Annotated in this window: 24 protein-coding genes and 3 tRNA genes; 7 read left to right on the forward strand and 20 right to left on the reverse strand. The window is 70.3% G+C overall.

The annotated features are described in order from the left end of the window. Positions 1–158: 158 nt before the first annotated feature. From ABEA10_RS02440 to ABEA10_RS02470, 7 genes are all read right to left on the reverse strand, one after another. Complete coding sequence (locus ABEA10_RS02440) at positions 159–1,049, reverse strand: SCO4651 family lipoprotein (RefSeq protein WP_345456727.1); 891 nt, start codon at positions 1,047–1,049, stop codon at positions 159–161. Positions 1,050–1,207: 158 nt separating this feature from the next. Then, positions 1,208–2,041 (reverse strand): SCO4651 family lipoprotein, encoded by an 834-nt coding sequence (locus ABEA10_RS02445; RefSeq protein ID WP_345456730.1) that lies wholly within the window; start codon positions 2,039–2,041, stop codon positions 1,208–1,210. A 250-nt stretch (positions 2,042–2,291) separates the two neighbouring features. Further along, positions 2,292–3,014 carry a 50S ribosomal protein L1 gene (rplA, locus tag ABEA10_RS02450; protein ID WP_345456733.1) on the reverse strand — a complete coding sequence of 241 codons (723 nt, stop codon included), beginning with the start codon at positions 3,012–3,014 and terminating at the stop codon, positions 2,292–2,294. A 73-nt stretch (positions 3,015–3,087) separates the two neighbouring features. Next, on the reverse strand, positions 3,088–3,519 hold the full coding sequence (rplK, locus tag ABEA10_RS02455) for a 50S ribosomal protein L11 (RefSeq protein WP_345456736.1): 432 nt from the start codon (positions 3,517–3,519) through the stop codon (positions 3,088–3,090). A 152-nt stretch (positions 3,520–3,671) separates the two neighbouring features. Continuing rightward, on the reverse strand, positions 3,672–4,433 hold the full coding sequence (nusG, locus tag ABEA10_RS02460) for a transcription termination/antitermination protein NusG (RefSeq protein WP_425550854.1): 762 nt from the start codon (positions 4,431–4,433) through the stop codon (positions 3,672–3,674). A gap of 58 nt (positions 4,434–4,491) precedes the next feature. Further along, entirely contained in the window at positions 4,492–4,737 is a 246-nt protein-coding gene (gene secE / locus ABEA10_RS02465) for a preprotein translocase subunit SecE (protein WP_329250574.1), read from the reverse strand. A gap of 101 nt (positions 4,738–4,838) precedes the next feature. After that, positions 4,839–4,912, reverse strand: a tRNA-Trp gene (locus tag ABEA10_RS02470). Positions 4,913–5,157: 245 nt separating this feature from the next. Between ABEA10_RS02470 and ABEA10_RS02475 the strand changes: the two genes are divergently transcribed. Then, positions 5,158–6,360: a pyridoxal phosphate-dependent aminotransferase gene (locus ABEA10_RS02475; protein ID WP_345456740.1), complete on the forward strand. Its 1,203-nt coding sequence runs from the start codon at positions 5,158–5,160 to the stop codon at positions 6,358–6,360. 116 nt (positions 6,361–6,476) lie between these two features. Here the strand turns inward: ABEA10_RS02475 and ABEA10_RS02480 are convergent, their stop codons facing one another. The 3 genes from ABEA10_RS02480 to ABEA10_RS02490 form a co-directional block, all read right to left on the reverse strand. Continuing rightward, positions 6,477–7,205, reverse strand: coding sequence for a hypothetical protein (locus ABEA10_RS02480; protein WP_345456743.1), 729 nt, complete (start codon positions 7,203–7,205; stop codon positions 6,477–6,479). A gap of 3 nt (positions 7,206–7,208) precedes the next feature. Next, entirely contained in the window at positions 7,209–7,724 is a 516-nt protein-coding gene (locus tag ABEA10_RS02485) for a SigE family RNA polymerase sigma factor (protein ID WP_345456746.1), read from the reverse strand. Between the two features lie 80 nt (positions 7,725–7,804). After that, entirely contained in the window at positions 7,805–8,665 is an 861-nt protein-coding gene (locus ABEA10_RS02490) for a hypothetical protein (protein ID WP_345456749.1), read from the reverse strand. A gap of 189 nt (positions 8,666–8,854) precedes the next feature. On the opposite strand from ABEA10_RS02490, the gene ABEA10_RS02495 reads away from it, so the two are divergent. Together ABEA10_RS02495 and ABEA10_RS02500 are read left to right on the forward strand one after the other, a co-directional pair. Further along, positions 8,855–9,886, forward strand: coding sequence for an adenosine deaminase (locus ABEA10_RS02495; RefSeq protein WP_345456752.1), 1,032 nt, complete (start codon positions 8,855–8,857; stop codon positions 9,884–9,886). A gap of 201 nt (positions 9,887–10,087) precedes the next feature. Beyond that, positions 10,088–11,332 (forward strand): amidohydrolase family protein, encoded by a 1,245-nt coding sequence (locus ABEA10_RS02500; protein ID WP_345456755.1) that lies wholly within the window; start codon positions 10,088–10,090, stop codon positions 11,330–11,332. Here the strand turns inward: ABEA10_RS02500 and ABEA10_RS02505 are convergent. From ABEA10_RS02505 to ABEA10_RS02540, 8 genes are all read right to left on the reverse strand, one after another. Then, entirely contained in the window at positions 11,275–11,784 is a 510-nt protein-coding gene (locus tag ABEA10_RS02505) for a VOC family protein (protein WP_345456758.1), read from the reverse strand. The genes ABEA10_RS02500 and ABEA10_RS02505 overlap by 58 nt on opposite strands. Before the next feature lie 76 nt (positions 11,785–11,860). Next, positions 11,861–12,931, reverse strand: a complete 1,071-nt coding sequence (locus ABEA10_RS02510) for a UDP-N-acetylmuramate dehydrogenase (RefSeq protein ID WP_425550862.1) — start codon at positions 12,929–12,931, stop codon at positions 11,861–11,863. Then, on the reverse strand, positions 12,928–13,353 hold the full coding sequence (locus tag ABEA10_RS02515) for a MaoC/PaaZ C-terminal domain-containing protein (RefSeq protein WP_345456764.1): 426 nt from the start codon (positions 13,351–13,353) through the stop codon (positions 12,928–12,930). Before ABEA10_RS02515 ends, ABEA10_RS02510 begins: the two co-directional genes overlap by 4 nt. Further along, a complete protein-coding gene (locus ABEA10_RS02520; RefSeq protein WP_345456767.1) occupies positions 13,353–13,790 on the reverse strand; it encodes a MaoC family dehydratase N-terminal domain-containing protein in 438 nt (145 codons plus the stop codon). Before ABEA10_RS02520 ends, ABEA10_RS02515 begins: the two co-directional genes overlap by 1 nt. Positions 13,791–13,935: 145 nt before the next feature. After that, positions 13,936–14,100: a 50S ribosomal protein L33 gene (rpmG, locus tag ABEA10_RS02525; protein WP_285582773.1), complete on the reverse strand. Its 165-nt coding sequence runs from the start codon at positions 14,098–14,100 to the stop codon at positions 13,936–13,938. 81 nt (positions 14,101–14,181) lie between these two features. Continuing rightward, positions 14,182–14,255: transfer RNA gene (locus tag ABEA10_RS02530), tRNA-Met, on the reverse strand. A 95-nt stretch (positions 14,256–14,350) separates the two neighbouring features. After that, positions 14,351–14,426, reverse strand: a tRNA-Thr gene (locus tag ABEA10_RS02535). Positions 14,427–14,494: 68 nt separating this feature from the next. Beyond that, positions 14,495–15,622 (reverse strand): acyl-CoA dehydrogenase family protein, encoded by a 1,128-nt coding sequence (locus ABEA10_RS02540; protein WP_345456774.1) that lies wholly within the window; start codon positions 15,620–15,622, stop codon positions 14,495–14,497. Between the two features lie 94 nt (positions 15,623–15,716). Between ABEA10_RS02540 and ABEA10_RS02545 the strand changes: the two genes are divergently transcribed. Next, positions 15,717–16,103, forward strand: a complete 387-nt coding sequence (locus ABEA10_RS02545; protein WP_345456777.1) for a VOC family protein — start codon at positions 15,717–15,719, stop codon at positions 16,101–16,103. A 1-nt stretch (position 16,104) separates the two neighbouring features. On the opposite strand, the gene ABEA10_RS02550 is transcribed toward ABEA10_RS02545, so the two are convergent. Beyond that, positions 16,105–17,199, reverse strand: a complete 1,095-nt coding sequence (locus ABEA10_RS02550) for an alkene reductase (RefSeq protein WP_345458045.1) — start codon at positions 17,197–17,199, stop codon at positions 16,105–16,107. A gap of 112 nt (positions 17,200–17,311) precedes the next feature. On the opposite strand from ABEA10_RS02550, the gene ABEA10_RS02555 reads away from it, so the two are divergent. Both ABEA10_RS02555 and ABEA10_RS02560 read left to right on the forward strand, forming a co-directional pair. Then, positions 17,312–20,053, forward strand: coding sequence for an ATP-binding protein (locus tag ABEA10_RS02555; protein ID WP_345456779.1), 2,742 nt, complete (start codon positions 17,312–17,314; stop codon positions 20,051–20,053). 84 nt (positions 20,054–20,137) lie between these two features. Next, on the forward strand, positions 20,138–21,061 hold the full coding sequence (locus ABEA10_RS02560; protein ID WP_345456781.1) for an amidohydrolase family protein: 924 nt from the start codon (positions 20,138–20,140) through the stop codon (positions 21,059–21,061). A gap of 466 nt (positions 21,062–21,527) precedes the next feature. On the opposite strand, the gene ABEA10_RS02565 is transcribed toward ABEA10_RS02560, so the two are convergent. Then, a complete protein-coding gene (locus tag ABEA10_RS02565) occupies positions 21,528–22,202 on the reverse strand; it encodes a hypothetical protein (protein WP_345456783.1) in 675 nt (224 codons plus the stop codon). A 352-nt stretch (positions 22,203–22,554) separates the two neighbouring features. Here ABEA10_RS02565 and ABEA10_RS02570 point away from each other — a divergent pair, with 352 nt between their 5' ends. Next, positions 22,555–23,502: a CPBP family intramembrane glutamic endopeptidase gene (locus ABEA10_RS02570; protein ID WP_345456785.1), complete on the forward strand. Its 948-nt coding sequence runs from the start codon at positions 22,555–22,557 to the stop codon at positions 23,500–23,502. Positions 23,503–23,770: the final 268 nt, after the last annotated feature.

Below are 23,770 nucleotides of genomic sequence, written 5' to 3' on the forward strand. Positions count from 1 at the left end.
TCTCCTGATCATGGCGCGACCCCCGGCAGGGACCACGCCAACATCAGACGTCGTACGCCCCAGAAAGGTTCACATTTCACCAGAAACTCCCCCGTCACATGAGTACGCGGCCGCCCGGAGCACCATCCGGGCGGCCGCGTGGCCCGCTCAGCCGGGCGTCAGCCGGGGACGTTCGAGCCGGCGCCCTTGAGCTTGAGGCCGTCCACGACCTGGCTCTTGGCCGGGGCCTTGATCGAGACGGGCTTGTTGAAGTCGACGTAGTTCATCGCGGTGTCGAGCTTCAGCTTCGCCCCGGGCGGCGTGGTCAGCGTGATCTTGCGGGGCAGCTGCCGCCCGTCGATCCACAGGCTGAAGTTCAGCTTGTCGAGGCCGGCCTGGTTGAAGATCTTCTGGGCCTCTTCGCGCTGTTCGGTGCCGAGCTTGGACAGCGCGTCGCTGAGCGCGAACGTGCCCTGGTAATGCGTCGTGGAGACACCGCCGACCGTCTCCGTACCGACCTTGCGCACGTCCTTGGACGCGGTGAGCATCTTGGCGTTCAGCGCCGGGTCGGCCTGGCGCCCCTGGCTCTGCAGGCCCTTGACGTCGACGCCGGTCGCCTTGCTCACCTCGGCGGTCGTGAAGCTCACCCACGGCTTGCCGGCCCGCTTGGCCAGGGCGGGGATCTTCAGGTAGATCGTGTCGCCGGTGAAGACCTCCTGGAAGCCGTCGGTGGTCTTGCCCGAAGTGTTGATCGCGGGTACGTCGAGCTTCATCGCCGGATCCGGCTTCAGCCGGAACGCCAGATCGCCCTTGAGGTCGGTCTGCCGCCCGCTCACGACGCTGGAGGTCGACAGGGTCGCACGGAACGACTTCAGGTCCGCCGTCTTGTCCGCGGCCTTCCCGAGAGCCTCCTGCGCCGCCGTGAGGTGCACGCTCGACTTGCCGCTGCCCGGCTTGCCGCTGTCCGACGCGTCGCTGCCGCCCCCGTCCGTACGGCAGCCGGTGAGGGACACCGTCAGCGCCAGCCCGGCGGCGGCGCCTGCCACATATCGACTGGCCCTTGCTGTCATCGCGAGTTTCCTCCCAGGTTGACGGTCGGCCATTCCGGTGGCCCGCCTTCCGGCGTGTCGGTTCCGTACCTGAGCAAGGGCCCTTTAAACGGAATGTCCCGTGACTTAGGTCACGGGACATTCCGTTTAAGCGACGAATATGCTGGTCAGCCGGACTATTAGTGGATCTGGGAGCCCAAAGCGTTCTTGAGCTGGCTGCCGTCGGTCACCTCGCTCGCCGGAGGCGCGCTGACCGAGAACGACTTGTTGTAGTCGCTGAAGATCATGGTCGAGGACGCGTTGCCCTTGTCGGTCGTGACCTTGGTGACGAGCTTGCGCGGCAGGCTGTCCTTGCCCACCCACAGGTCGAACGTCACCTTGTTCGCGCCGGACCGCTGGTAGAACTGCTTGAACGCCTGCTGCGCCCGCGCGTCGAGCTGCCCGACCTGCTCCGGGGTGACCGTGCCCTCGTAGTGGGTGGTCTTCACGCCGTCGATGCTCTCGGTACCGACCCGGCGGGCGTCCTTGGAGCCGGTGAAGATCTTCGTCTGCTCGGCCGGGTTGGCCCGCTTGACGATGCTGTCGAGGTTGACCCCCGCCTGCCTGCTCGCCTGGGAGACGGAGAACTTCACCCACGGCTTGCCGCCGGTGAACTGCGACAACTGCTGCGGAACCTTGGCGTAGAAGGCGTCCCCGAGGAGGATGGCGCGCTCGCCGCCCGGCAGCGACTGGCCCTTCACGGTGGCCGAGTCGAGCGTGCCGGTGGCCTGGAGCTGCGGCTTGAGGCGGATCTGGATGGTGCCGTGCATCTTGGCCGCCGCCTCGCCGGTGCCGGCGGCCGTGACCGCGACCTTGTACGAGTCGACGGTGGCCGTCTTCTGCGACGCCAGGGCGATGGCCTGAGCCGCCGGGACCTGGGCGCTCTGCTTGTCGTCGCCGCTTCCCTGGCACGCGGTCAGGGAGACGATGAGCGCGGCTCCCGCCGCCGTCCCCAGGGCGTATCGACGAACCATTGGGTTCCTCCTGCGTCTCGCGTATGGCTACCGGACGCGGATCTCGGTCCGCGAACCGTTCTGTCTCCGGCCGATTACGAGTCTTGTCCCCAACGATTCGTAGGACATCCCCCACAGGGACCAAATGGTTTATCCCCGCATGCTCCCCAAGTCGTACGGCCGGGCACCCCAAGGCCGATTCGCGGTCGCGGCGGTCCCGGACGCGAAAAGGGGCGCCTCCCGATGGGAGACGCCCCTGACGTGCGGAATGTCAGCTCGCCGCGCCCTCGAGCTCCGCGGTGAGGTTGCGGGTCTGGCTCGGGTCGAGCGGGACGCCCGGTCCCATCGTGGTGCTCAGGGTGCCCTTCTTGATGTAGCGCCCCTTGGCGGCCGACGGCTTGAGCCGCAGGATCTCCTCCAGCGCCGCGGCGTAGTTCTCCACGAGCTGGCGCTCGTCGAAGGAGGACTTGCCGATGATGAAGTGGAGGTTGCCGTGCCGGTCGACGCGGAACTCGATCTTGCCGCCCTTGATCTCGGAGACCGCCTTGGCCACGTCGGTGGTGACGGTGCCGGTCTTGGGGTTCGGCATGAGACCGCGCGGGCCGAGCACGCGGCCGAGCCGGCCGACCTTGCCCATCATGTCCGGGGTTGCGACGACCGCGTCGAAGTCCAGGAAGCCGCCCTGGATCCGCTCGATCATGTCGTCCGTGCCGACGTAGTCGGCGCCGGCCTCACGGGCCTCGTCGGCCTTCGCGCCACCGGCGATGACCAGCACGCGCGCCGTCTTGCCGGTGCCGTGCGGCAGGTTGACGGTGCCGCGGACCATCTGGTCGGCCTTGCGCGGGTCGACGCCCAGCCGGAGCGCGACCTCGACGGTCGCGTCGAACTTGGTGGGCGAGGTCTGCTTGGCCAGCTTGACGGCCTCGGCCGGGCTGTACAGAGCGTCCTTGTCGATCTTGGCGTCGGCCTCGCGGTAGGCCTTGCTGCGCTTCATGTGCGTCTCCTTGCTGGAGTGCGTGGTACGGGCCGCGCGAGCCCTCCCACGGAAATGATGTGAGTTGGGAGAATCAGTCGCCGACGTTGATGCCCATGGAACGGGCGGTGCCGGCGACGATCTTCTCGGCCTGCTCGAGGGAGCCGGCGTTCAGGTCGGGCATCTTGGTCTGGGCGATCTCCCGGAGCTGGTCGCGGGTGATGCTGCCGACCTTGGTCTTGTGCGGCTCGCCGCTGCCCTTCTCGACCCCGGCGGCCTTCTTGATGAGCTGGGCGGCCGGCGGCGTCTTGGTAATGAAGGTGAACGTGCGGTCCTCGTAGATGCTGATCTCTACGGGGATGACGTTGCCGCGCTGGGACTCCGTGGCAGCGTTGTACTGCTTGCAGAAGTCCATGATGTTGACGCCGTGCGGACCGAGGGCGGTACCGACGGGCGGCGCGGGGGTCGCCTGGCCGGCCTGCAGCTGGACCTTGACGATCGCGGCGAGTTTCTTCCTGGGAGGCATGCCTCACCCCTAGCGTTCCTGTGTGGTTTCGGCCCCGACTCCCGCATTCGCGGGCAACACGGCGGCTGGAACGTCGACCGCCGCGTTGGGGCCCTTACCTCCTCGGCAGGCGAGGACCCCGCTCTCGCGGGCTCCTCGCCGACGAGGAGTGGTCAGATCTTGGAGACCTGGTTGAACGACAGCTCGACCGGGGTCTCCCGACCGAAGATCGAGACCAGCACCTTGAGCTTCTGCGCCTCGGCGTTGATCTCGTTGACCGTCGCGGGCAGCGTGGCGAAGGGGCCGTCCATGACGGTCACGGACTCGCCGACCTCGAAGTCGACGGTGGCCGTGGTCTTGGCGGTCTCCTTGGCCTTGACCTGCTCCTCCGGCTCGGGCGCCAGCAGGGTGGCGACCTCACTGAGGTGCAACGGCGACGGAGTGTTGGAAAGTCCTACGAAGCCCGTCACCCCGGGCGTGTTGCGTACGGCGGCCCAGGACTCGTCGGTGAGGTCCATGCGGACCAGGATGTAGCCCGGCAGGACCTTCTCGCTGACCTTCTGGCGCTTGCCGCCCTTGACCTCGGTGACCTCGTGCTGCGGCACCTCGACCTGGAAGATGAAGTCCTCCATGTTGAGCGACTGGGTGCGCTGCTCGATGTTGGTCTTGACGCGGTTTTCATATCCCGCGTACGAGTGAACGACGTACCACTCGCCCGGCAGGCGCCGCAGCTGCGTCATGAAGTCGCCGACCGGGTCGGACGGCTCCTCCGGAGACTCGTCCGCCGTCGTCTCGGCGGCGGCGTCATCGGCCGAGGCGCCTTCCGGCGTCTCGGCGGACTCCGCGGCGACGTCTTCAGCCTCGGTCGTAGCCGCCGTCTCCACGGACTCGGCCTCCTTGACGGCCTCGTCGTGGAGCTCAGGGGACTCGGACACGATCACTCTTTCTCTCGATACGTAATGTCTTGCCGGATGTGACGCGTGATCAGCCGAGTCAGCCGAACGCCTTCAGGGTCAGCCACGAGAACAGGTTGTCCAGACCGAACACGATCGCCAGCACAATGATCACAAAGATCAGCGAAACGGTCGTGTACGTGACAAGCTCGTGGCGCGTCGGCCAGATGACCTTGCGAAGCTCGGCGACCACCTGGCGGTAGAACAGCAGAGGAGAAGTCCGCTTCCGGCGCGGCTTCTTCTCCTTGTCCTTGGTCGCGGCGTCGCCGCGCGTGTCAGTCGCCATCGATGTCGACGCATCCCCTCGTCGGTCGTGTCGCAAACTCCGCTGTGGGCGTGCGCATCACTACGTCCGCATACTTCAGGTTAGTCGCGAACCGCAATCCGCAGGGCAGGAGGGACTCGAACCCCCAACCACCGGTTTTGGAGACCGGGACTCTGGCCAATTGAGCTACTGCCCTTCGCAGTGGCACCGCATCCAGGGCGCGTCAGAGCCCTGAGCGACGTCACTAAGTGCTGCAGTCTACGTGTCAAACCACCTCCGCGTCGAACCAAACGCCGCAGCGCGCCCGGCTCGGCTCCGGACTCAGCCTATATCCGGCTGAGATCTCCCCGCGCCGTCTGCGACGATAGGCACTATGAGCGAGCTTGCGAGTGAGTCAATGAACACAGCGCCCCTGGTCGCACCTCCGACGAAGGAGGCCTCATGAGCACTCGAATCTCCGCCCGGATCGCCGCGATCTCCGAATCCGCGACACTCGCCGTGGACGCCAAGGCGAAGGCGCTGAAGGCCGCGGGGCGCCCGGTCATCGGATTCGGCGCCGGCGAGCCGGACTTCCCGACGCCCGACTACATCGTCGAGGCCGCCGTCGAGGCGTGCCGTACGCCCCGCTTCCACAAGTACACGCCCGCGGGCGGGCTGCCCGAGCTCAAGGCCGCGGTCGCGGAGAAGACCAAGCGCGACTCCGGCTACGAGGCCGACGCGTCCCAGGTGCTCATCACCAACGGCGGCAAGCAGGCGGTGTACGAGGCGTTCGCCGCGCTGCTCGACCCGGGCGATGAGGTGCTGGTCCCCACCCCGTACTGGACGACGTACCCCGAGTCGATCAAGCTGGCCGGCGGCGTGCCGGTCGACGTGGTCGCCGACGAGACCACCGGCTACCTCGTGACCGTGGACCAGCTGGAGGCCGCCCGTACGGACCGTACGAAGGTGCTGCTGTTCGTCTCCCCGTCCAACCCGACCGGGGCCGTCTACGGCCGCGAGCAGGTCGCCGAGATCGGTCGCTGGGCGGCCGAGCACGGCCTGTGGGTGATCACGGACGAGATCTACGAGCACCTCGTGTACGGCGACGCGGAGTTCTCCTCGATGCCCGTGGTCGTGCCCGAGCTGGCCGACCGCACGCTGATCCTCAACGGCGTGGCCAAGACGTACGCCATGACCGGCTGGCGGGTCGGCTGGATGATCGGCCCCAAGGACGTCGTGAAGGCCGCCACGAACCTCCAGTCGCACGCGACGTCCAACGTCGCGAACGTCTCCCAGGCCGCGGCGCTCGCGGCCGTGAGCGGCGACCTGACGGCCGTCGCGCGGATGCGCGAGGCGTTCGACCGGCGCCGGCAGACCATCGTCCGGATGCTCAACGACATCCCCGGCGTGGTGTGCCCCGAGCCGCAGGGCGCCTTCTACGTCTACCCGTCGGTCAAGCAGCTGCTGGGCAAGGAGATCCGCGGCAAGCGCCCGCAGACGTCCGTGGAGCTGGCGGCGGTGATCCTGGAGGAGGCCGAGGTGGCGGTGGTGCCGGGTGAGGCGTTCGGCACGCCGGGCTACTTCCGCCTGTCCTACGCGCTGAGCGACGAGGACCTCGCCGAGGGCGTGGGCCGCGTGGGCAAGCTGCTCGCCGAGGCCCACTGAGCGCGGCCCTCGGATCCGTACGTGAGAAGAGGCCGTCCCGTCGTCGAACGACGGGACGGCCTCTTCTTGTGAGTGCCGGGACGCATGGGGTGGAGGGCGGCGCGTCCCGGCTCCCCTCAGGTGACGTTCACCCCTTCGGCGATACGCGTCATGCTGCCGCCGAGCGACGGGCTGACACCGACCCAGACCCCCAGGCCGTGCCGTTCGATCCACATGATCTGGCTGGGCACCGCCGGGCCGTCCGTGCGCAGACCCGGATGGCCGTGCACGCGGAACGCCTTGGCCACCGGCGGCGCCAGTCCCAGGTCGGACGGATTCTTGAGCCCGCCGTCGCGGATGAGGCGCACCTCGATCCAGCCGCCGGAACCGCTCCAGCGGCAGGTCTTGGTCTCCTTCGCCCCCGTGTGCGTGCTCGTGCACGGCTTGGCGGTGAGGCCGTGGGGAAGGTAGCTGAGCAGCGCTTTGACCGCGCCCAGGCCAGGGTCCTGGGCGCCGGACGGGCGCTTCGGCCTCCCGGCCGGGTGTGAACCCTTCGATCCGGCACCAGGTGAGCCCGAGCGGGCGTCCACCGAGGGTGTCGGCGACGCGGACAGCGTGCGGGTCGTCTGCTGCCCGTGCCTCCGGCCGTCCGGACCGTCCGCACCGACGGTCTGCGGGCGGATCGTGTGGTAGGCCGGGATCATCCCGGCCGCGACGATCACCCCGGCGGCACCGACGGCGAACGCCGTGCGGCGTCGTACCGTCCGGTGATGGCGGCGCCTGGCGTCCGCGGCGAGCGTCTCCGGCGCGGACACCTCCGTGACATGGTCCGCCATGGCCTTCCGCAGCTCATTCTCCAGATCCATGGTTCACCCCCTTGATACCGCCGTGTGGGCGGATGAGCCCATCCGCTCACGCAACCGCGCGAGCCCCCGCGCGGCCTGACTCTTGACCGTGCCGACCGAACATCCGAGCATCTTCGCCGTGTCGGCCTCTGACATGTCCTCCCAGTAGCGGAGGACGAGCACCGCTCGCTGGCGCGGACCGAGACGGCGCAACTCGTCGATGAGGACGCCCCGGAGCTCGACCGTGGCCGTCTCCGACGCCGAGGGGACCTCTGGCGGGCTCGGCATGTGCACCTCACGCAGAACCCGCCATCGTCTCGCCCGGCTCACCGTCAGGTTCACGAGGATGCGGCGGACGTACGGCTCCGGATCGGCGTCGGTACTGATCTTGCTCCAGTGCCGGTAGGCCTTTTCCAGCGCCGTCTGGAGGATGTCCTCCGCGTCGGACCGCGCTCCGCACAGCAGACTCGCTGTGCGCAGCAACGCGGTACCCCGCTCCGCCACGAACTTGACGAATGACTCGTCATCTCGACGCGCCAATGTGCTCCGTCCGGTGAACGCCACATCGAATGCCGACCGGTCGCGGGTGGCCCTCCGCGCCGGGGCCACCCGCGCCATGCTCACTCCGCGTGAAGCTGGGAGGCGATGCCCGGCAGCAGCGCGGCCGTGGCCGGGTTGGTGCCGGTGAGCCGGACCGCGTAGCCGTTGCCGTCAAGCCACAGCATGCCCTCGTGGGTCGGCGTCTGCCATGCCTCCCCGCCACTCACCGAGACGAACTGACCGGGCATCTTCAGCTCCTGCGCCAGCTCGGCCAGGGTGACCTGCGGCGGGGTCTTGATGCGGTCCACCGTGATGGAGCCGGGCAGCGAGCCGACGAGCTGCTGGGTCCAGACGCACGCCGCGCGGCTCTGGATGGTGATGCTGTGCGCGTGGACGACGCCGAACTTCGCGCCGTTCGGCAGCGTGAACTGCTTGGCCTTGGCCTGCTCGTTCTTGATCACCGCCGGGACCTTGTCGCAGGAGACGGCGTCCGGCAGCGACGGGGCGGCCGGCACCTTCGGCGGGGTCGCGGTCTTGGCCTTCTGCTCGCCGGCAGCGTCGCAGGTGGGCAGCTTGCTCACCGGCAGCTTGGCGAGCTCCTCGGCCGGGAGCACCTTCGGGGCCTTGCCCGGCACCGCGGGCAGGGTCACCGGGGTCTTGGGCGCCTTGGCGGCCAGGGCCTCGATCTGCTGCTCGACCTTCGCCTTGGCGGCGGCGAGGGCCTTGCTGCCCTTCGGGAGGTTCGGCACGCAGGTGGGCACCGAGGGCACGGACGGAGTGGTGGGCGTCTTCACCTCGGGGGCGTGCTTGGCGATGTCCTTGACGGCCGCCGGGGCGCTCGGGGCGGGGCTGCTGTTCCCGACGGTCGCCCACGTGACACCGCCCGCAGCGACGGCGCCGGCCGTCGTGGTCACCAGCAGAGCTACCTTGAGCGTCTTCATTGAGTCATGCCCTTTCAGCCTGTGTTGGTTCAGCCTGTGTTGCTCTCGCGCCCCTCATATACGCGTGAGTCCCACGGGGGGTTGCACGCCTCTCCAAAACTTTTTTCAGGCGATCCTCGGCATGGCCCGGACGGGCGGTTCTTGGGGGAGGTGGCATGCGCGGGGAGGGCCATGCGGTTATATCTCCGCATGGAGGCCCGTCCGATCGCCGCGCTGCCGAAGACCCACCTACACGTGCACTTCACCGGCTCGATGCGGCACACCACGCTCGTGGATCTCGCCCGCCGGCACAACGTGCACCTGCCCGACGCCCTGGTGGAGGAGTGGCCTCCCCGCCTGCACGCGACGGACGAACGCGGCTGGTTCCGGTTCCAGCGGCTCTACGACATCGCCCGTTCGGTGCTCCGCGACGAGGAGGACGTACGCCGGCTGGTGCGCGAGACGGCCGAGGACGAGGCGGCGGAAGGCTCGGGCTGGCTGGAGATCCAGGTGGATCCGAGCGGGTACGCCGCGCGGTTCGACGGGCTCACGGCCTTCACCGAGCTGGTCCTGGACGCCGTACGGGTGGCCTCCTCGGCCACCGGCGTGGGCATCGGGGTGATCATCGCGGCGAACCGTACGCGCCATCCCCTCGACGCGCGGACGCTGGCGCGCCTCGCGGTCCAGTACGCCGGGCGCGGCGTCGTCGGGTTCGGGCTGTCCAACGACGAGCGGCGCGGCCGGGCGTACGACTTCGACGCGGCGTTCCGCATCGCCAAGCGGGGCGGTCTGCTGTCGGCGCCGCACGGCGGGGAGCTGCTGGGCCCGTCGAGCGTACGGGCGTGCCTGGACGCCCTGGGGGCCGACCGGATCGGCCACGGGGTCCGCTCGGCCGACGATCCGTCGCTGCTCGCCGCGCTGGCGGAGCGCGGCGTGACCCTGGAGGTGTGCCCGTCGTCCAACGTCGGGCTGGGGGTGTTCGCCACGCCGCCGGACGTCCCGGTGCGGAAGATCTTCGAGGCGGGAGTGCCGATCGCCCTGGGCGCGGACGACCCGCTGCTGTTCGGGTCGCGCCTGACGCGGCAGTACGAGCTGGCGCGCGAGGTGCACGGCTTCACGGACACGGAGCTGGCCGAACTGGCACGCTGCTCGATCCGAGGCTCGGCCGCGCCGTCCGACGTCCAGAAGCGCCTTCTCGACGACGTGGACACGTGGCTGCGCACACCCCCGGGATCGAGCTGACGGATCATCGGCGTCCCCGCCACTCGCGCACCACGGACAGCGGGACCTCCGGGGACAGCTCGCGCCTGGTCACCTGGACCTCACCACCTGTCGGGAAAGTGCCTCCTTGGCAGCTCAATCACGGTCACTTACGGTTCTGTGGTCACCAAAAGTAACCAGGTGGAGAGGCTTATGCTGCGCGAGTCAGCCGTGAATCACTTCGTGATCACAGGCGCACGCGTCTTCGATGGCGAGGACCTTCTTGGGGTCGTTGACGTCGAAGTCGCAGACGGCAAGATCGTGAGCGTCGCGGGCAGGCGTCCCGACGGAGTCGAGCTGATCGACGGCACTGGTGCCACGTTGTTGCCCGGCCTGTTCGACGCTCACACGCATACCGACGCGGAGTCACTCCGCCAGGCCCTGACGTTCGGGATCACCACCGAGCTCGACATGCTCTCGATGCCGGAGCGAATGATCCCGCTGCGCCGCCAGGTCGCCGAGTCGAGTGACCTCGCCGACGTGCGCTCCCCGTCCATCGGGCTCACTCCTGCGGACGGGCACCCCCATCAGCTCCGGAAGGGGGAAGGGGACCCACCGTGGCCGACGGCCACGCGCGTGGACGAGATCCCGGCGTTCGTTGAGGCCAGGATCGCCGAGGGCGCCGACTACCTCAAGGTGCTGGTGGAGGACGGCCACGTGTTCGGCTCGTCCCTGCCCGCCCTCGCTCCCGAGCTGGTCGCGGCGACCGTTCGTGAGGGCCACGACCGCGACAGGATGGTTCTCGCGCACGCGATGACCATCGAGACGGCCGATCAGGTCCTCGACGCCGGCGTCGACGGATTCACTCATCTCTTCTTCGATCGACCGCATACCGACGAGCTGATCGAGAAGATCGCCGCCGCCGGCACCTTCGTCGTTCCCACACTGACGGTGATCGCGTCGATCACCGGCGAGCCCGCCGGTGACTCGCTCGCCAGGGATCCGCGGGTCGCCCCGAAGCTGACGCCGGCATGGCTCGACAACCTGTCCGGCGCGATGGCGACAAGCCCACACGAGAACTTCGGTTACGCGCTCGAGGCGCTCGCAGCGCTGCGGCGAGCCGGCGTCGACATTCTCGCGGGCACGGATGCCGCGCATCTCGGCGCACCGGGAATGGCCCACGGCGCCAGCCTCCACGACGAACTGCGGCTCCTGGTGCTGGGAGGCTTCACGCCGATGGAGGCCCTGCGGGCGGCGACCTCCGTTCCCGCGCGCAGGTTCGGCCTTGCTGACCGTGGCCGAATCAAGCCCGGCCTACGAGCCGACCTCACGCTTGTCGCCGGTGACCCGACCGTCACCATCGGCGACACGCTCTCCGTCCAGCGCGTATGGCGCGGAGGGACACAGTTGTCCCTGGCGCCGGCCGGCGGTCAGGTACCGGCTGTTCCCGGCACCCGGCTGAGGGCGCCGGTGCGGTCGGGGCCGTAGTGCTCGATCTCGGCGTCCAGGTCGAGCGGGAGCGTGCGCATCTCCGTGTCGTCGCCCAGGAGCTCGTGCGGCACCAGCCAGGAGACTTCGAACTCCAGGCCGTCCGGGTCCTTGGCGTACAGCGCCTTCGTCGACCCGTGGTCGCTGGCTCCGACCAGGGCGCCCGCCTCGGCGAGGCGGTCGCGGTGCTCGCGCAGGTCGGCGAGTGTCGGGACCTCCCAGGCCAGGTGGTACAGGCCGACGGCCGAGCGGCCGGCGGGTGACGGTACGGCGGCCTCGCCGACGCCGAACAGGCCCAGGTCGTGGTCGTTGTCGGAGTCCGGCGCCCGCAGGAAGACGGCGTTCGGCAGGCTCACGATCTCTCGGAAGCCCAGCACCTCACGGTAGAACGCGGCGCTGCGCTGCGCGTCGCGTACATACAGGACGGCGTGGTTCAAACCCCGGATCGGCATGACCACTGGAACGTCGGGTTCACCGGCGCGATTCCCGTCTCCGGGCAGGTATTTGAGGGTTCAACAACCTTGGCCGTCAGAGCTCGACGCCCACGAAGACCGGCTCGTTGACCAGGGTCACGCCGAACACCGCGTGTACCCCGTCGCGGACCTCGCGGGCGAGGGCCAGCAGGTCCGCCGTACGGGCGCCGTCCGGGTTGGTCAGGGCCAGAGTGTGCTTGGTCGAGATGCGCACCGGGCCGCGGGCGTGCCCCTTGCCGAAACCGGCCTTGTCGATGAGCCAGGCGGCCGAGGTCTTCACGTGCCCGTCGGCCTCCGGGTAGCGCGGGAACATCGCGTCCGGGCCGAGCCGGTCGGCGACCCGCCTCTCCAGCGCGGCCACCTGCTCGGGATCGAGGATCGGGTTGGTGAAGAACGACCCGGCGCTGCGCGTGTCGGGGTCGGTGGCGTCCAGGACCATGCCCTTGCCGCGGCGCAGCGCCAGCACGGCCTCGCGGGCGTCCTTGAGGGGTACCCGGTCACCGGCGGACACGTCCAGGCGGCGGGCCAGTTCGGCGTAGCGGATCGGCGTGGACAGGTCAGCCGGCTCCAACGCGAACGTCACCTCCAGCACGACGTGACGGCGGGAGCGCTTGAAGGCGCTGGTGCGGTAGCCGAACCCGCAGGCCTCCCGGTCGAGGGTGACGACCCCGCCGCGCTCGCGGTCGTACGCGCGGACGGAGACGATCGTCTCGCTGACGTCCTGGCCGTACGCGCCGACGTTCTGGATGGGCGTCGCGCCGAGGCGGCCCGGGATGCCGGACAGGCACTCGACCCCGGCGAGCCCCTCGTCCACGCAACGGGCGACGAACGGCTCCCACTCCTCGCCCGCCTGCGCGCGGACCAGCACGCCGCCGCGCGGGGACGGGTCGATCGTCACACCGCGGGTGGCGACGTGGACGACCGTGCCGGGGAAGCCCTCGTCGGCGACGACGAGGTTGCTGCCGCCGCCGAGGACGAGGAGGGGCTCACCGGCCTCGTCGGCGTCGCGGACGGCGCCGATCAGCTCATCGTCGGTCGTGGCCTCGACGAAGCGGTGCGCCGGGCCGCCGAGGCGTAGCGTGGTGTAGCCGGAGAGGTTCACCCGCTCGCAGAGGACGGCCATCAGGCCAGGCGCACCGTTGCTTTGGCGCGGGTGAGGACCTTCTCACCGGCCGAACGGGCGGTCAGCGCGACCACGACGGTGTTGTCGTCGCGCTTCTCCTCGATCTTGCCGGAGATCACGATCTCGGCGCCCTCGTCGTCGGGGACGACGACCATCGAGGAGAACCGGACGCCGTAGTCGATCACCGCGCCCGGGTCGCCGGCCCAGTCGGTGACGAACCGGCCGCCCTCGGCCATGGTGTACATGCCGTGCGCGATGACGTCGGGCAGGCCGACGGACTTGGCGAACTTCTCGTTCCAGTGGATGGGGTTGAAGTCGCCGGACGCGCCGGCGTACCTGACCAGGTCGAGCCGCTTGACCGGGTAGGTGCGCTCCGGGATCTCCTGGCCGACCTCGACCTCGTCGTACTTCACCGTGGCGGTCATCAGGCCCCCCGCTCGATCAGGACGTTGTGCGACGTGCAGATGGGCTCGCCCTCGACCGTCATGACGACGGTCTGGACCTCGAGGCGCTCGTTGCGGCCGATCGAGCGGATGCCGGAGATCGTCGACTCGGTCACCACCACGTCGCCGGCCCGCAGCGGGCGCTGGTACTCGAAGCGCTGCTCGCCGTGGACCACCATCGCGAAGTTCAGGCCCAGCTCGGGGTCGAGCAGCGCGTCGGTGCCGAGCGTGATCACGATCGGGAAGGTGGGCGGCGCGATCACGTCGGGGTGGCCCGCGGCCTTGGCGGCGTCGCGGTCACGGTAGATCGGGTTCGGGTCGCCGATCGCGTCGGCGAACTCCCTGATCTTCACGCGGGAGACCTCGTACGGCTCCGACTTCGGGAACGCGCGCCCGATGAAGTCGCGGTTCAGCGCCATGCAGTACATCCCTTCGAGCCGAGTGCGCACCGCCACCGGTCCCGGCCGGTGCCGATGGGGCGACCGTAACAGAACGCGGTTCAGCCCGCCCCGGCAGATCGCCGGGACGGGCCGGGTGAGTTTCGGTGGTGCCCGAAGGCGCTACTCAGCGGGTCTCGCGGTGCGCCTGGTGCTTGCGGCAGTTCGGGCAGTACTTCTTCAGCTCCATGCGGTCCGGGTCGTTGCGCCGGTTCTTCCGCGTGATGTAGTTGCGGTGCTTGCACTCCTGGCAGGCCAGCGTGATCTTTGGCCGTACGTCGGTGGCAGCCACGAGGGAGTGCCTTCCTTCCAAGGGACAATGACTGACAACCCTCACCGGACCGCTCACAGGTGCGGGCGATCGGTGAGGTAGTAGCGGAGGCCGGACTTGAACCGGCGACACAGCGATTATGAGCCGCTTGCTCTGCCTGACTGAGCTACTCCGCCACGAACAAATCCGGGAGGACCGGGGACAGAATACAGGATTCCCCGCCCGCACCCGGAACAGCCGACATCACACTCTTGGAGTGAATATCGGCTGGTGGAGCCCCCTTACGGAATCGAACCGTAGACCTTCTCCTTACCATGGAGACGCTCTGCCGACTGAGCTAAGGGGGCGTGCGGCCTTCCGCGCTCCGTAACCATACACGGTCCACGTCGGCGACACGAAATCGATAACCCGTGCCTCAGCGGACCAGGGCACGGGCGATGACGATCTGCTGGATCTGGCTGGTGCCCTCATAGATGCGGAAGAGGCGGACGTCGCGGTAGAGACGCTCGACGGCCACGCCGCGCATGTAGCCCATCCCGCCGAAGACCTGCACGGCACGGTCGGCGATCCGCCCGGCCATCTCCGAGCAGAAGTACTTCGCGCACGAGGGGCCCATCCGGCGGTCCTCGCCCGAGTCGTACGCCTCGGCGGCCTGAAGGACCATCGCGCGGCCCGCGTACAGCTCGGTCTGGGAGTCGGCGAGCAGGCCCTGGATGAGCTGGTGGTCGGCGATCCGCCGCCCGCCCTGCTTCCGCTCCTTGGCGTACGCGACGGTCTCGTCGAGGAGCCGCCGGCTCAGCCCGACACAGACGGCGGCGATGTGCAGGCGTCCGTGGGAGAGCGAGGTCATCGCCGTACGGAACCCGGTGCCCTCCTCGCCGACCATGGCCGACGCCGGGACGCGTACGCCGTCGAAGAAGACCTCGGCGGTGTGGGCGCCGCGCTGCCCCATCTTCTGGTCCGGCCGGCCCACGGTGAGGCCCTCGGCGCCCGCCTCGACGATGAAGGTGGAGATGCCGTGGCCTCCCTCGCCCCCGGTGCGGGCGAACACCATGAACACGTCGGCTTCGGGCGCGTTCGTGATGAACCGCTTGCTGCCGTCGATGACGTAGTGGTCGCCGTCCCTGCGGGCCGTCGTGGTCAGCGTGCTGGGGTCGGAGCCGGCCTCGGCCTCGGTCAGCGCGAACGCGCCGATCGCCGTACCGGCCGCGAGCCGCGGGAGCCACCGTTCCTTCTGCTCGTCGGTCCCGGCCTTGACGATCACCTGCCCGGCGATGCCGTTGCTCGTGCCGAACATCGACCGGAAGGCCGGGCCGGTGTAGCCGAGTTCGAACGCGAGCCGTACCTCCTCGCTCATCGACAGGCCCAGCCCCCCGTACGCCTCCGGGAGCGCGTAGCCGAACAGGCCCATGTCGGCCGAGGCCTGGCGGATGTCGTCCGGGATCCGGTCGGTCTCCTCGATCTCCTCCTCGCGCGGAACCACCTTCTCGCGCACGAAGGAACGGACCGCGTCGAGCACATCCGCGAAGTCCTGGGCGTCCATGAGGCCTCCGGCTGACCGAATCGGATTCCGAAATTATGTCTGGACTCTACCCAGTCGTCCCTTCGTCGCGCAGGGGCCGGAACAATGGGCGGTCATGGAGCTCACCCAGGTACGACTGATCGTGTCCGACTTCAAGGCCTGCTTTCGCTTCTACCGGGACGTTCTGGGGCTGAAGCCGCAGTTCGACGACGACTCGGGGCCGTACGCGAAGTTCAGCCCGGACGAGGGCCCGGCCGCGATCGCGCTGCACGACCGGGCCTCGCTGGCGGAGGCGGTGCCCGGCCTCGCGGCGGCCGCCGGGGACCGGGCGCTCGTCGTGCTGAAGGTCGACGACGTCGACCGGTACGCCGCCTCGCTCGCCGAGCGCGGGGTCACGCTGCTCGCGGAGCCGTCGGTGATGTGGGAACGGCTCCGGGTCGCGTACCTGCGCGACCCGGAGGGCAACCTGATCGAACTCCAGCAGTGGCTCGCCGGCCGCTGACCTACTCCCGTACACCGCTCTCCATCGTCGGGTAGTCGGTGTAGCCACGGTGATCGCCGCCGTAGAAGGTCGCCCGGTCGGCCTCGTTGTACGGTCCGCCGGCCCTGATGCGCGCGGGCAGGTCCGGGTTGGCCAGCCAGAGCTGGGCGAACGCGATCGCGTCGGCGACGCCCTCGCGCAGGGCCTCCACGCCGTGTTCGGGCCGGGCCGGCGAGGACAGCGCCTCCGGCGTCGGGTGCGGGTTGAGGATCAGCGCGCCCGGCCACTCGGCGCGCAGCGTCCGCGTGAGCGCGCGGTCGCCGAGCTCCATGACGTGCAGGTACGCCAGGCCCAGGGGGGCCAGTTCGCGCAGCAGGGCGCGGTAGAGCTCCTCGGAGTCGCTCTCGCTGACGCCGTTGGCCGTACCGCCGGGCGAGACGCGCAGGCCGACGCGCTCGGGCCCGACCGCGTCGGCGACCGCCCGCACGACCTCGACCGCGAAGCGGATCCGGTTGGGGATCGAGCCCCCGTACGCGTCGGTACGCCGGTTGCTCCCGTCGGCGAGGAACTGCTGGATCAGGTAGCCGTTGGCGCCGTGCAGTTCCACCCCGTCGAACCCGGCCTCGACGGCGTTGCGCGCCGCGGTCGCGAAGTCCTCGACCGTACGGGCGATGTCCTCGAGGGTCAGCTCCCGCGGCGTCGGGTGGTCGAGCAGGCCGTCCGGGGTGAACAGCTTCTCGCCCGAGGGGATCGGCGACGGCCCGACCGGCAGCGCGTCGTCGGGATAGAGGTACGGGTGCCCGACCCGCCCGCCGTGCATGATCTGGGCGAAGATCCGGCCGCCCCGGGCGTGCACGGCCTCGGTCACCGCCCGCCACGCCTCCGTCTGGGCCGCGTCGTGCAGTCCCGGGGTCCAGATGTAGCCCTGGCCGATCACGCTCGGCTGGATGCCCTCGGTGATGATCAGTCCGGCGTCGGCGCGCTGCGCGTAGTACTCCACGGTCAGGTCGTTCACCCTGCCCGCGTCGACGACGCGGCTGCGGGTCATCGGAGACATCACCAGGCGGTTCCGCAGGTCCAGCTTGCCGATCTTCACCGGCTCGAACAGCTCGTTCATGGCTTCCTCACGCTTGATGTCCCAGTCGTTCTGGCTGGTCACGAACGTACGGACGGCCGGGTACGGGCCGAATCCGTAAGGTTTCGGGATTCGGGCCCGTAATTTGGATGCCGTGCTTCACGGGCGTGACATCGAGCTGGCGTGGCTCTCTCAGCTGATCACCGAGGCCCGCGTCGACGGGCGCAGCGGCGCGGCGGTGCTGCGCGGCGAGGCGGGCATCGGCAAGTCGGCGCTGCTCGAATGGGCCGCGGAAGAGGCGACGCACGCCCCGCCGGAGGCGGGCGGCGACATGCGGGTGCTGCGGGTCACCGGCTTCGAGGCCGAGCGCGACATCGCGTTCGCCGGCCTCCTGCAGTTGCTGTGGCCGGTCCGCGACCGGATCGACGGTCTGCCGCACGCGCAGGCCGCCGCCCTACGCGGCGCCCTCGGCGCGAACGACCGGCCCGCGGACGACGTCCCGGCCGGTACGGGTGGCGTGGAGCAGAACCGCTTCGCCTGTGGGCTGGCCGTGCTGACGCTCCTGGCCGAGCTCGCCGAGGACGGGCCCGTGCTGTGCCTGGTCGACGACGCCCAGTGGCTCGACGCGGCGACCGCGGAGGCGTTGCTGTTCGCCGCCCGCCGGCTCGCCGCCGAAGGTGTGGTGATGCTGTTCGCCGCGCGTGAGGACGGCTTCGCCGGCCCGGGTCTGCCCGAGACGCCGCTGTCCCGGCTGACCGACGCCGACGCCGAGCGCCTGCTGGCCGAGCAGCGGGACGGCCTGCCCCCGGACCTGCGTACGCGGGTCGTCCGCGAGTCCGAGGGCAATCCGCTGGCGCTGCTGGAGTTCGGCTCCGCGCGGCGCACGCCCGCGATCCTGACGCCGCTGCCGCTGGCCGAACGGGTCGCCGCCGCGTTCCGCGCGCGCATCGCCGGCCTCCCCGAGAAGAGCCGGCTCATGCTGCTCCTCGCGGCGGCCGAGGGGCGCGGGCACATGCCCACGCTGCTCGCCGCCGCGGCCACGTTCGGCGTCGGCCTCACCGACCTGGAGGAGGCCGAACGTGCCCGGCTGGTCGAGGTCACGGGCGCCTCGATCCGGTTCCGGCATCCGCTGATCCGGTCCGCGACCTACCACGGCGCCGTGGCCGCCCAGCGGATGACCGTGCACCGGGCGCTCGCCGACGCGTCCGAGGACCCCGACTGCCGCGTGCGGCACCTCGCCACGGTGACGTTGTCGCCGGACGAGGACGTCGCCGCCGAGTTGCAGGACGCGGCCGAACGCGCGCAGCGCCGCGCCGGGTTCGGCCCCGCGGCCACGCTCTACCGCCAGGCGGCGGACCTCTCCCCGGACCGCGCCGTCCGGGCGCGGCGCCTCGGCGCGGCGGCGGACGCGGTGTTCCGGGCGGGCCGTCCCGCCGCCGCCGACGAACTCGCGGCGCAGGCGGAGAAGCTCACCGACGCCCCGGACGAGCGGGCCCGGCTCGCCCGGATCCGCGCGGCCGTGGAGTCCGAGCGCGGCGATCACGGGGCGGCGGCCCGGCTGCTCGTCGAGTACGCCGCGCACGCGACGCCCGCGGACGCCGTCGCCATGTTGCGTACGGGCGCCACGTACGCGTGGACCGCGGGCGACGCCGCGACGATCGGCCGCGCGGCCGGCCTGCTGGGCGCGTCGGGTCGCGACGACGCCGCCGTACGGGGCCTGGACCGCCTCGCCGACGGCGACTACGCGGCCGGGCTGCCTCTCCTGGCCCAGGCCGTACGGGACGGCCGCGCGACGGCGCCGGCCACCACGGACGACCGGGTCCAGGCGGTCCGGTGGAGCCTGGTCCTCGGCGACGACACCGCCGCGCTCGAACTGGCCACCGCCGAGGTCGCGCACCGCCGCCGCGAGGGGCTCCTCGGCGGGCTGCCGAACGTGCTGGAGGCGCTCGCGCAGGCGCAGGTCGCGGCCGGGGCGCACCGCGACGCCGAGGCCACCGCGCAGGAGGCGATCACGATCGCCCGCGACATCGGCATGGAGGGGCGCGAGAGCCGGATCGGCACGGTGCGGGCGCGGATCGCGGCGATCGAGGGCGACGAGGAGCGCCTGTGGACGCTGATCGGGGATGCGGCGCCGTCCGCCGGCGGGCCCGCGGACATCGCGCTGGCCCTGCTCGACCTGGGACTGGGCCGGTACGAGGCGGCGCTGCAGCGGCTGGACGAGGTCGCACAGGGGCCCTGGCGGCACTCCGCGGTCGGGATGGCCGCCGCCGCGGACCAGGTCGAGGCGGCGGTGCGGGCCGGAAGACCGGATCAGGCGCGCGAGGCGTTCCGGCGGCTGGACGCATGGGCGGACGCCGGTGGGCCGCTGTGGGCGCGCGCCGTCGCACTCCGCAGCCGGGCCCTCCTGCACGACACCGACGCGGACGCCGAGTCGGCGTTCGCGTCGGCCGTACGGTTGCACGAGGAGGACGGCGGGCGGCCGTTCGAGCGGGCGCGCACCGAGCTGCTCCACGGCGAGTGGCTGCGCCGCGTACGGCGCCGGAGTGACGCCCGCGGCCCCCTGCGTTCGGCCGCGCGGCTCTTCGACCGCCTGAAGGCCGCACCCTGGGCCGAACGGGCACGCTCGGAGCTGCGCGCCACCGGCGAGACCGGCTCCGCCGTCCCGTCGCATCAGCAGGCCACGGCGGCCGATCCCCTCGACCGGCTCACGCCGCAGGAGCTCCAGGTCGTACGGCTCGCCGCGGAGGGGAACAGCAGCCGTGAGATCGCCGCGCAGCTGTTCCTCAGCCCGCGCACGGTCGAGTACCACCTCTACAAGGCCTATCCCAAGCTGGGCGTCTCGTCCCGCCGGCAGCTGGCCCGCCTCGACCTGGAGACCACGGCTGCGCGCGCCTGACCCGGCCGCACCGAGACCAGAGCAGGCGGCTCGCGGGGCGGGAGGTCGGGCCGGCCGCTCGCGCCGCTTTGCGATGATGCGGGCATGCCTCCCCTGATCACCGCCCCCTCGGACGACTCCGACATTCCCGCCTTCTGGCGGTCACTGGGGCTCCCCGGCCTGATCGACGTGCACACGCACTTCATGCCCGAGAACGTGCTACGGAAGGTACGGGCGTACTTCGACCGCTTCACCGAGGCGGGGCTGTCGTGGTCGGCGCGGTACCGGTCGGATGAGGCCGACCGGCTCCGCCTGCTGCGCTCCTTCGGCGTACGGCGGTTCACGGCGCTGCTGTACCCGCACCGCCCCGGCATGGCGGAGTGGCTCAACGGCTGGGGCGCCGAGTTCGCCGACCGTACGCCCGACGCTCTGCGTACGGCGACGTTCCACGCCGAGCCGTCCGCGGCGCGCTACGTGAAGGAGGCGCTCGCCTCGGGCACACGGGTGTTCAAGGCGCACGTCCAGGTGGGCGGGTACGACCCGCGCGATCCGCTGCTGGAGCCGGTGTGGGGGCAGCTGGCGGAGGCGGGCGTGCCGGTCGTCGTGCACTGCGGGTCGGGGCCGGAGCCGGGCGGCCACACCGGACCGGCGATCTTCGGCGAGGTCCTCGCCCGGCATCCGCGGCTGGTGCCGATCATCGCGCACATGGGGATGCCGGAGTATGAGGAGTTCCTGTCGCTGGCGGAACGCTTCCCCGGGGTCCACCTGGACACGACGATGGCGTTCACCGGCTTCACGGAGCGGCTACGGCCGTGGCCGTCGTCGCTGACGCCGCGCCTGACCGACCTGGGCGACCGCATCCTGCTGGGCACGGACTTCCCGAACATCCCGTACGCGTACGCGGAGCAGCTGGCCGCTCTCATGCGGCTGGACCTGGGCGACGACTGGCTGCGCGCGGTGTGCCACGACAACGCCGCCCGCCTGTTCGAGGTGCCCCCGCCGTCGGGCGAGCCGCTGACCGGCACCTGACGGACGACGCCCGTGCCAAGAAGCACGGGCCAAGAAGCACGGGCCAAGAAGCACGGGCCAAGAAGCACGGGCCAAGAAGAAGGCGCCGCCGGGTGAACCGGCGGCGCCCTGGTCACGGCGTACATGCGACGTTCGCGGGTGGGTCCCCTTCCCCCAAAGAGGGCCCACCCGCGAACATTCGCTTTCCTGGGCTTTGGACGGGTACAGATCCAGGGCCCGGGAAACCGGCCCTCGCATCGCCTCCCCCATGAATCCCCCCGAATTCACAGGCGACGCGTCAGGCCTCCGTGGTGGTCTCAGGTTGTACCAACACGCTACGTGGAGGCCTGTGCCCCGGCGTCCGTCCCGGGATGACACTTGGCCGTACACCCTCGGGTGACCGGCCGCGTGCCCGTGCTTCCCGCCGATGACGCGTCGTTCCGCGAGGCCGTGCCCCGGCCTCACGTAACGCGGGTCCCGGTTCTCGCTACGCCGACTTCCAGGCGTAGCCGATGGGACCGTCCGAGTGCCAGCCCTGCTTCACGAGCGAGGCGACCTCGCTGTGACGGACGACCCGCCAGCGGCTGTTGTCGGCCACGCGCCACAGCAGCGTCTTGCCGGTCTTGCTCTTGGAGGCGTAGCCCATGATGCCTTCGTTGACGAAGTTGCCGGAGGAGACGAGCTTGTTCCGCTCGGAGGCTGAGATGGTGATCAGGTAGGAGGAGAAGGGCTTGTACCGCAACCGGTAAAGCGTTATCGAGCCCTTGAACGGCTTGCTCGACAGATAGCCCAGACTGTGGCTGACCCGGGTGAACTTGTACCGCGACGCGGCGCTGTTCGCCTCGTTCGCACTGAGCGTGTAGAAGTAGCCCTTGTCGCCGGCGGTACGGAATTCGTTGATCTTGTACAAGGACTTCGCCGCGGTCTTGGCCTGAGCCGACGGCGCTTTGTCGGCGGGCTTCGCGGCGTTCGGCGCGGTCGGCCGGGCGGCCTTGCCGGCGCTGCTTTCCTGCGTGGACGGCGACTGGGGAGAGTTCTCGACTCCGGCCGGCTTCGCGGCGGCGCGAGTCCCGGCGGACTGGTGCGTCGACGATCCACAGGCTGCCAGTGTCATTCCCGCAGCCGCGATGACGACAACGGTCGCGACGGGACGGCTGAACATTCTCACCTCGTTTTTCCCTGCCATTTCACTGGATGGTCGGCAGTCATCGTAGGGAAACCCCGCGGCCACCCGGCCACACTTCATGTTTGTCTGAAACAAATGCCGCCGACCGTCGCGTCATGCACCTGATCGACGACGAAGGATCCGACGCGGCCGCTGTTATCCGGGTTCCCCGGTGACGTTGTTCGATTTCCGATGTCCCGCCGGCCGGCGCCGCGTACTCCAGCCTGCACTACTGCGGGGATACAGGCCGCTGGAGCGCGTTTGTGCAGGTCGCGGGAGCGACTCGGGCCCCGCCGCGATGGTGCGATGTTCTCGCCCACCAACCCGCCGTCCCCGAAGGGTCCGACCGATGAGCACGCCCACGATGCCGTCCCCAACCGCCCACCGTGCCGAGCCTCGCAGCCCCGCGGCCGCTTCCCGCGGTCCCGTCGGAGCGGTCCGGCGGCACCCGCTGGTCGCGTTCTTCGTCCTGGCCTACGCGGCGAGCTGGCTGGCCTGGCTGCCGTACGTCCTGTCCGGCGACGGACTCGGCGTGCTGAACTTCCGCTTCCCCAAGGTGCTCGGTGACAGCCAGATCCCCGGCGTCCTGCCGGGGGCGTACCTCGGGCCGCTCGGCTCCGCCCTCGTGGTGTCGGCGATCGCCGGCGGGCGGGAGGGGCTGCGCCGCTGGCGGCAGCGGCTGTTCCGGATGCGGGTCGGCGGCTGGTACTGGTACCCGATCGTGCTGATCGGCGTCCCGGTGCTGCTCGTGGGCGGCACGGTGGCGCTGCCCGGCGCCGCGGAGAGCCTCCGCGTCCCCTCCCTCGCCGTCGTCGCCGCGTACCTGCCCATGCTCGCCGTCCAGGTGCTGACCACCGGCCTGGCCGAGGAGCCCGGCTGGCGCGACTTCGCCCTCCCGCTGATCCAGCGTCGACACGGCGCCGCCCTCGGCACCCTGATCCTCGGCGTGGTCTGGGCCGGCTGGCACCTGCCGCTGTTCTTCACGAGCTGGTCGCTCGCCGGCAAGCGGCCCGAGACCGCCCACTGGTGGATCACGGTCGGCACGTTCTTCCTCATGGCCGTCGCGATCAGCTACCTGATCACCTGGGTGTTCAACCACACCCGCGAGAGTCTGCCGGTCGCGCTGCTGCTGCACGCGAGCAACAACGCGGTCGCCAGCCTGGTCCTGCCGGAGCTGTTCGCCGATACGCACGAGTCGTGGATGCTCACCGCCGGCGTCATCGGCTACGGCACCGTCGCGGTCGCCCTCCTCATCGTCACCCGTGGCCGCCTCGGCTACCGCGGCCCACGCGACTGACGCCGCCGAGCAGATCGGCCCCCACCGCGCCCGTCCGCCGGTGGGGGCCGTCGCGTTCGCGCGACGGCCGGGCGTGGCCGGCCGCAGGGCGTCCAGGAAGGAAAGGCCGTGCACGCGGTGAGAATCGATGCCGCGGAGAATCTCGTCGACATGACGGGTGATCGTGGCCCCAACATGGCCACAAAAAGAATTACGATGGCTATCGACTCTATTGTGAATCGACGATCACAGAAATCTCCTTTTACATTATAGCAAGAAGGGGCCACAA

The organism is Actinoallomurus oryzae, from assembly GCF_039541955.1.
GTDB lineage: Bacteria > Actinomycetota > Actinomycetes > Streptosporangiales > Streptosporangiaceae > Actinoallomurus > Actinoallomurus oryzae.

Excerpts from the sequence above, each read along its gene's own strand:
- ABEA10_RS02440 (WP_345456727.1), bottom strand. The coding sequence starts at position 1,049 with ATGACAGCAAGGGCCAGTCGATATGTGGCAGGCGCCGCCGCCGGGCTG.
- ABEA10_RS02445 (WP_345456730.1), bottom strand. The coding sequence starts at position 2,041 with ATGGTTCGTCGATACGCCCTGGGGACGGCGGCGGGAGCCGCGCTCATC.
- rplA (WP_345456733.1), bottom strand. The coding sequence starts at position 3,014 with ATGAAGCGCAGCAAGGCCTACCGCGAGGCCGACGCCAAGATCGACAAG.
- rplK (WP_345456736.1), bottom strand. The coding sequence starts at position 3,519 with ATGCCTCCCAGGAAGAAACTCGCCGCGATCGTCAAGGTCCAGCTGCAG.
- secE (WP_329250574.1), bottom strand. The coding sequence starts at position 4,737 with ATGGCGACTGACACGCGCGGCGACGCCGCGACCAAGGACAAGGAGAAG.
- ABEA10_RS02475 (WP_345456740.1), top strand. The coding sequence starts at position 5,158 with ATGAGCACTCGAATCTCCGCCCGGATCGCCGCGATCTCCGAATCCGCG.
- ABEA10_RS02480 (WP_345456743.1), bottom strand. The coding sequence starts at position 7,205 with ATGGATCTGGAGAATGAGCTGCGGAAGGCCATGGCGGACCATGTCACG.
- ABEA10_RS02490 (WP_345456749.1), bottom strand. The coding sequence starts at position 8,665 with ATGAAGACGCTCAAGGTAGCTCTGCTGGTGACCACGACGGCCGGCGCC.
- ABEA10_RS02495 (WP_345456752.1), top strand. The coding sequence starts at position 8,855 with ATGGAGGCCCGTCCGATCGCCGCGCTGCCGAAGACCCACCTACACGTG.
- ABEA10_RS02505 (WP_345456758.1), bottom strand. The coding sequence starts at position 11,784 with ATGCCGATCCGGGGTTTGAACCACGCCGTCCTGTATGTACGCGACGCG.
- ABEA10_RS02515 (WP_345456764.1), bottom strand. The coding sequence starts at position 13,353 with ATGACCGCCACGGTGAAGTACGACGAGGTCGAGGTCGGCCAGGAGATC.
- ABEA10_RS02520 (WP_345456767.1), bottom strand. The coding sequence starts at position 13,790 with ATGGCGCTGAACCGCGACTTCATCGGGCGCGCGTTCCCGAAGTCGGAG.
- ABEA10_RS02540 (WP_345456774.1), bottom strand. The coding sequence starts at position 15,622 with ATGGACGCCCAGGACTTCGCGGATGTGCTCGACGCGGTCCGTTCCTTC.
- ABEA10_RS02545 (WP_345456777.1), top strand. The coding sequence starts at position 15,717 with ATGGAGCTCACCCAGGTACGACTGATCGTGTCCGACTTCAAGGCCTGC.
- ABEA10_RS02550 (WP_345458045.1), bottom strand. The coding sequence starts at position 17,199 with ATGAACGAGCTGTTCGAGCCGGTGAAGATCGGCAAGCTGGACCTGCGG.
- ABEA10_RS02560 (WP_345456781.1), top strand. The coding sequence starts at position 20,138 with ATGCCTCCCCTGATCACCGCCCCCTCGGACGACTCCGACATTCCCGCC.
- ABEA10_RS02565 (WP_345456783.1), bottom strand. The coding sequence starts at position 22,202 with ATGTTCAGCCGTCCCGTCGCGACCGTTGTCGTCATCGCGGCTGCGGGA.
- ABEA10_RS02570 (WP_345456785.1), top strand. The coding sequence starts at position 22,555 with ATGAGCACGCCCACGATGCCGTCCCCAACCGCCCACCGTGCCGAGCCT.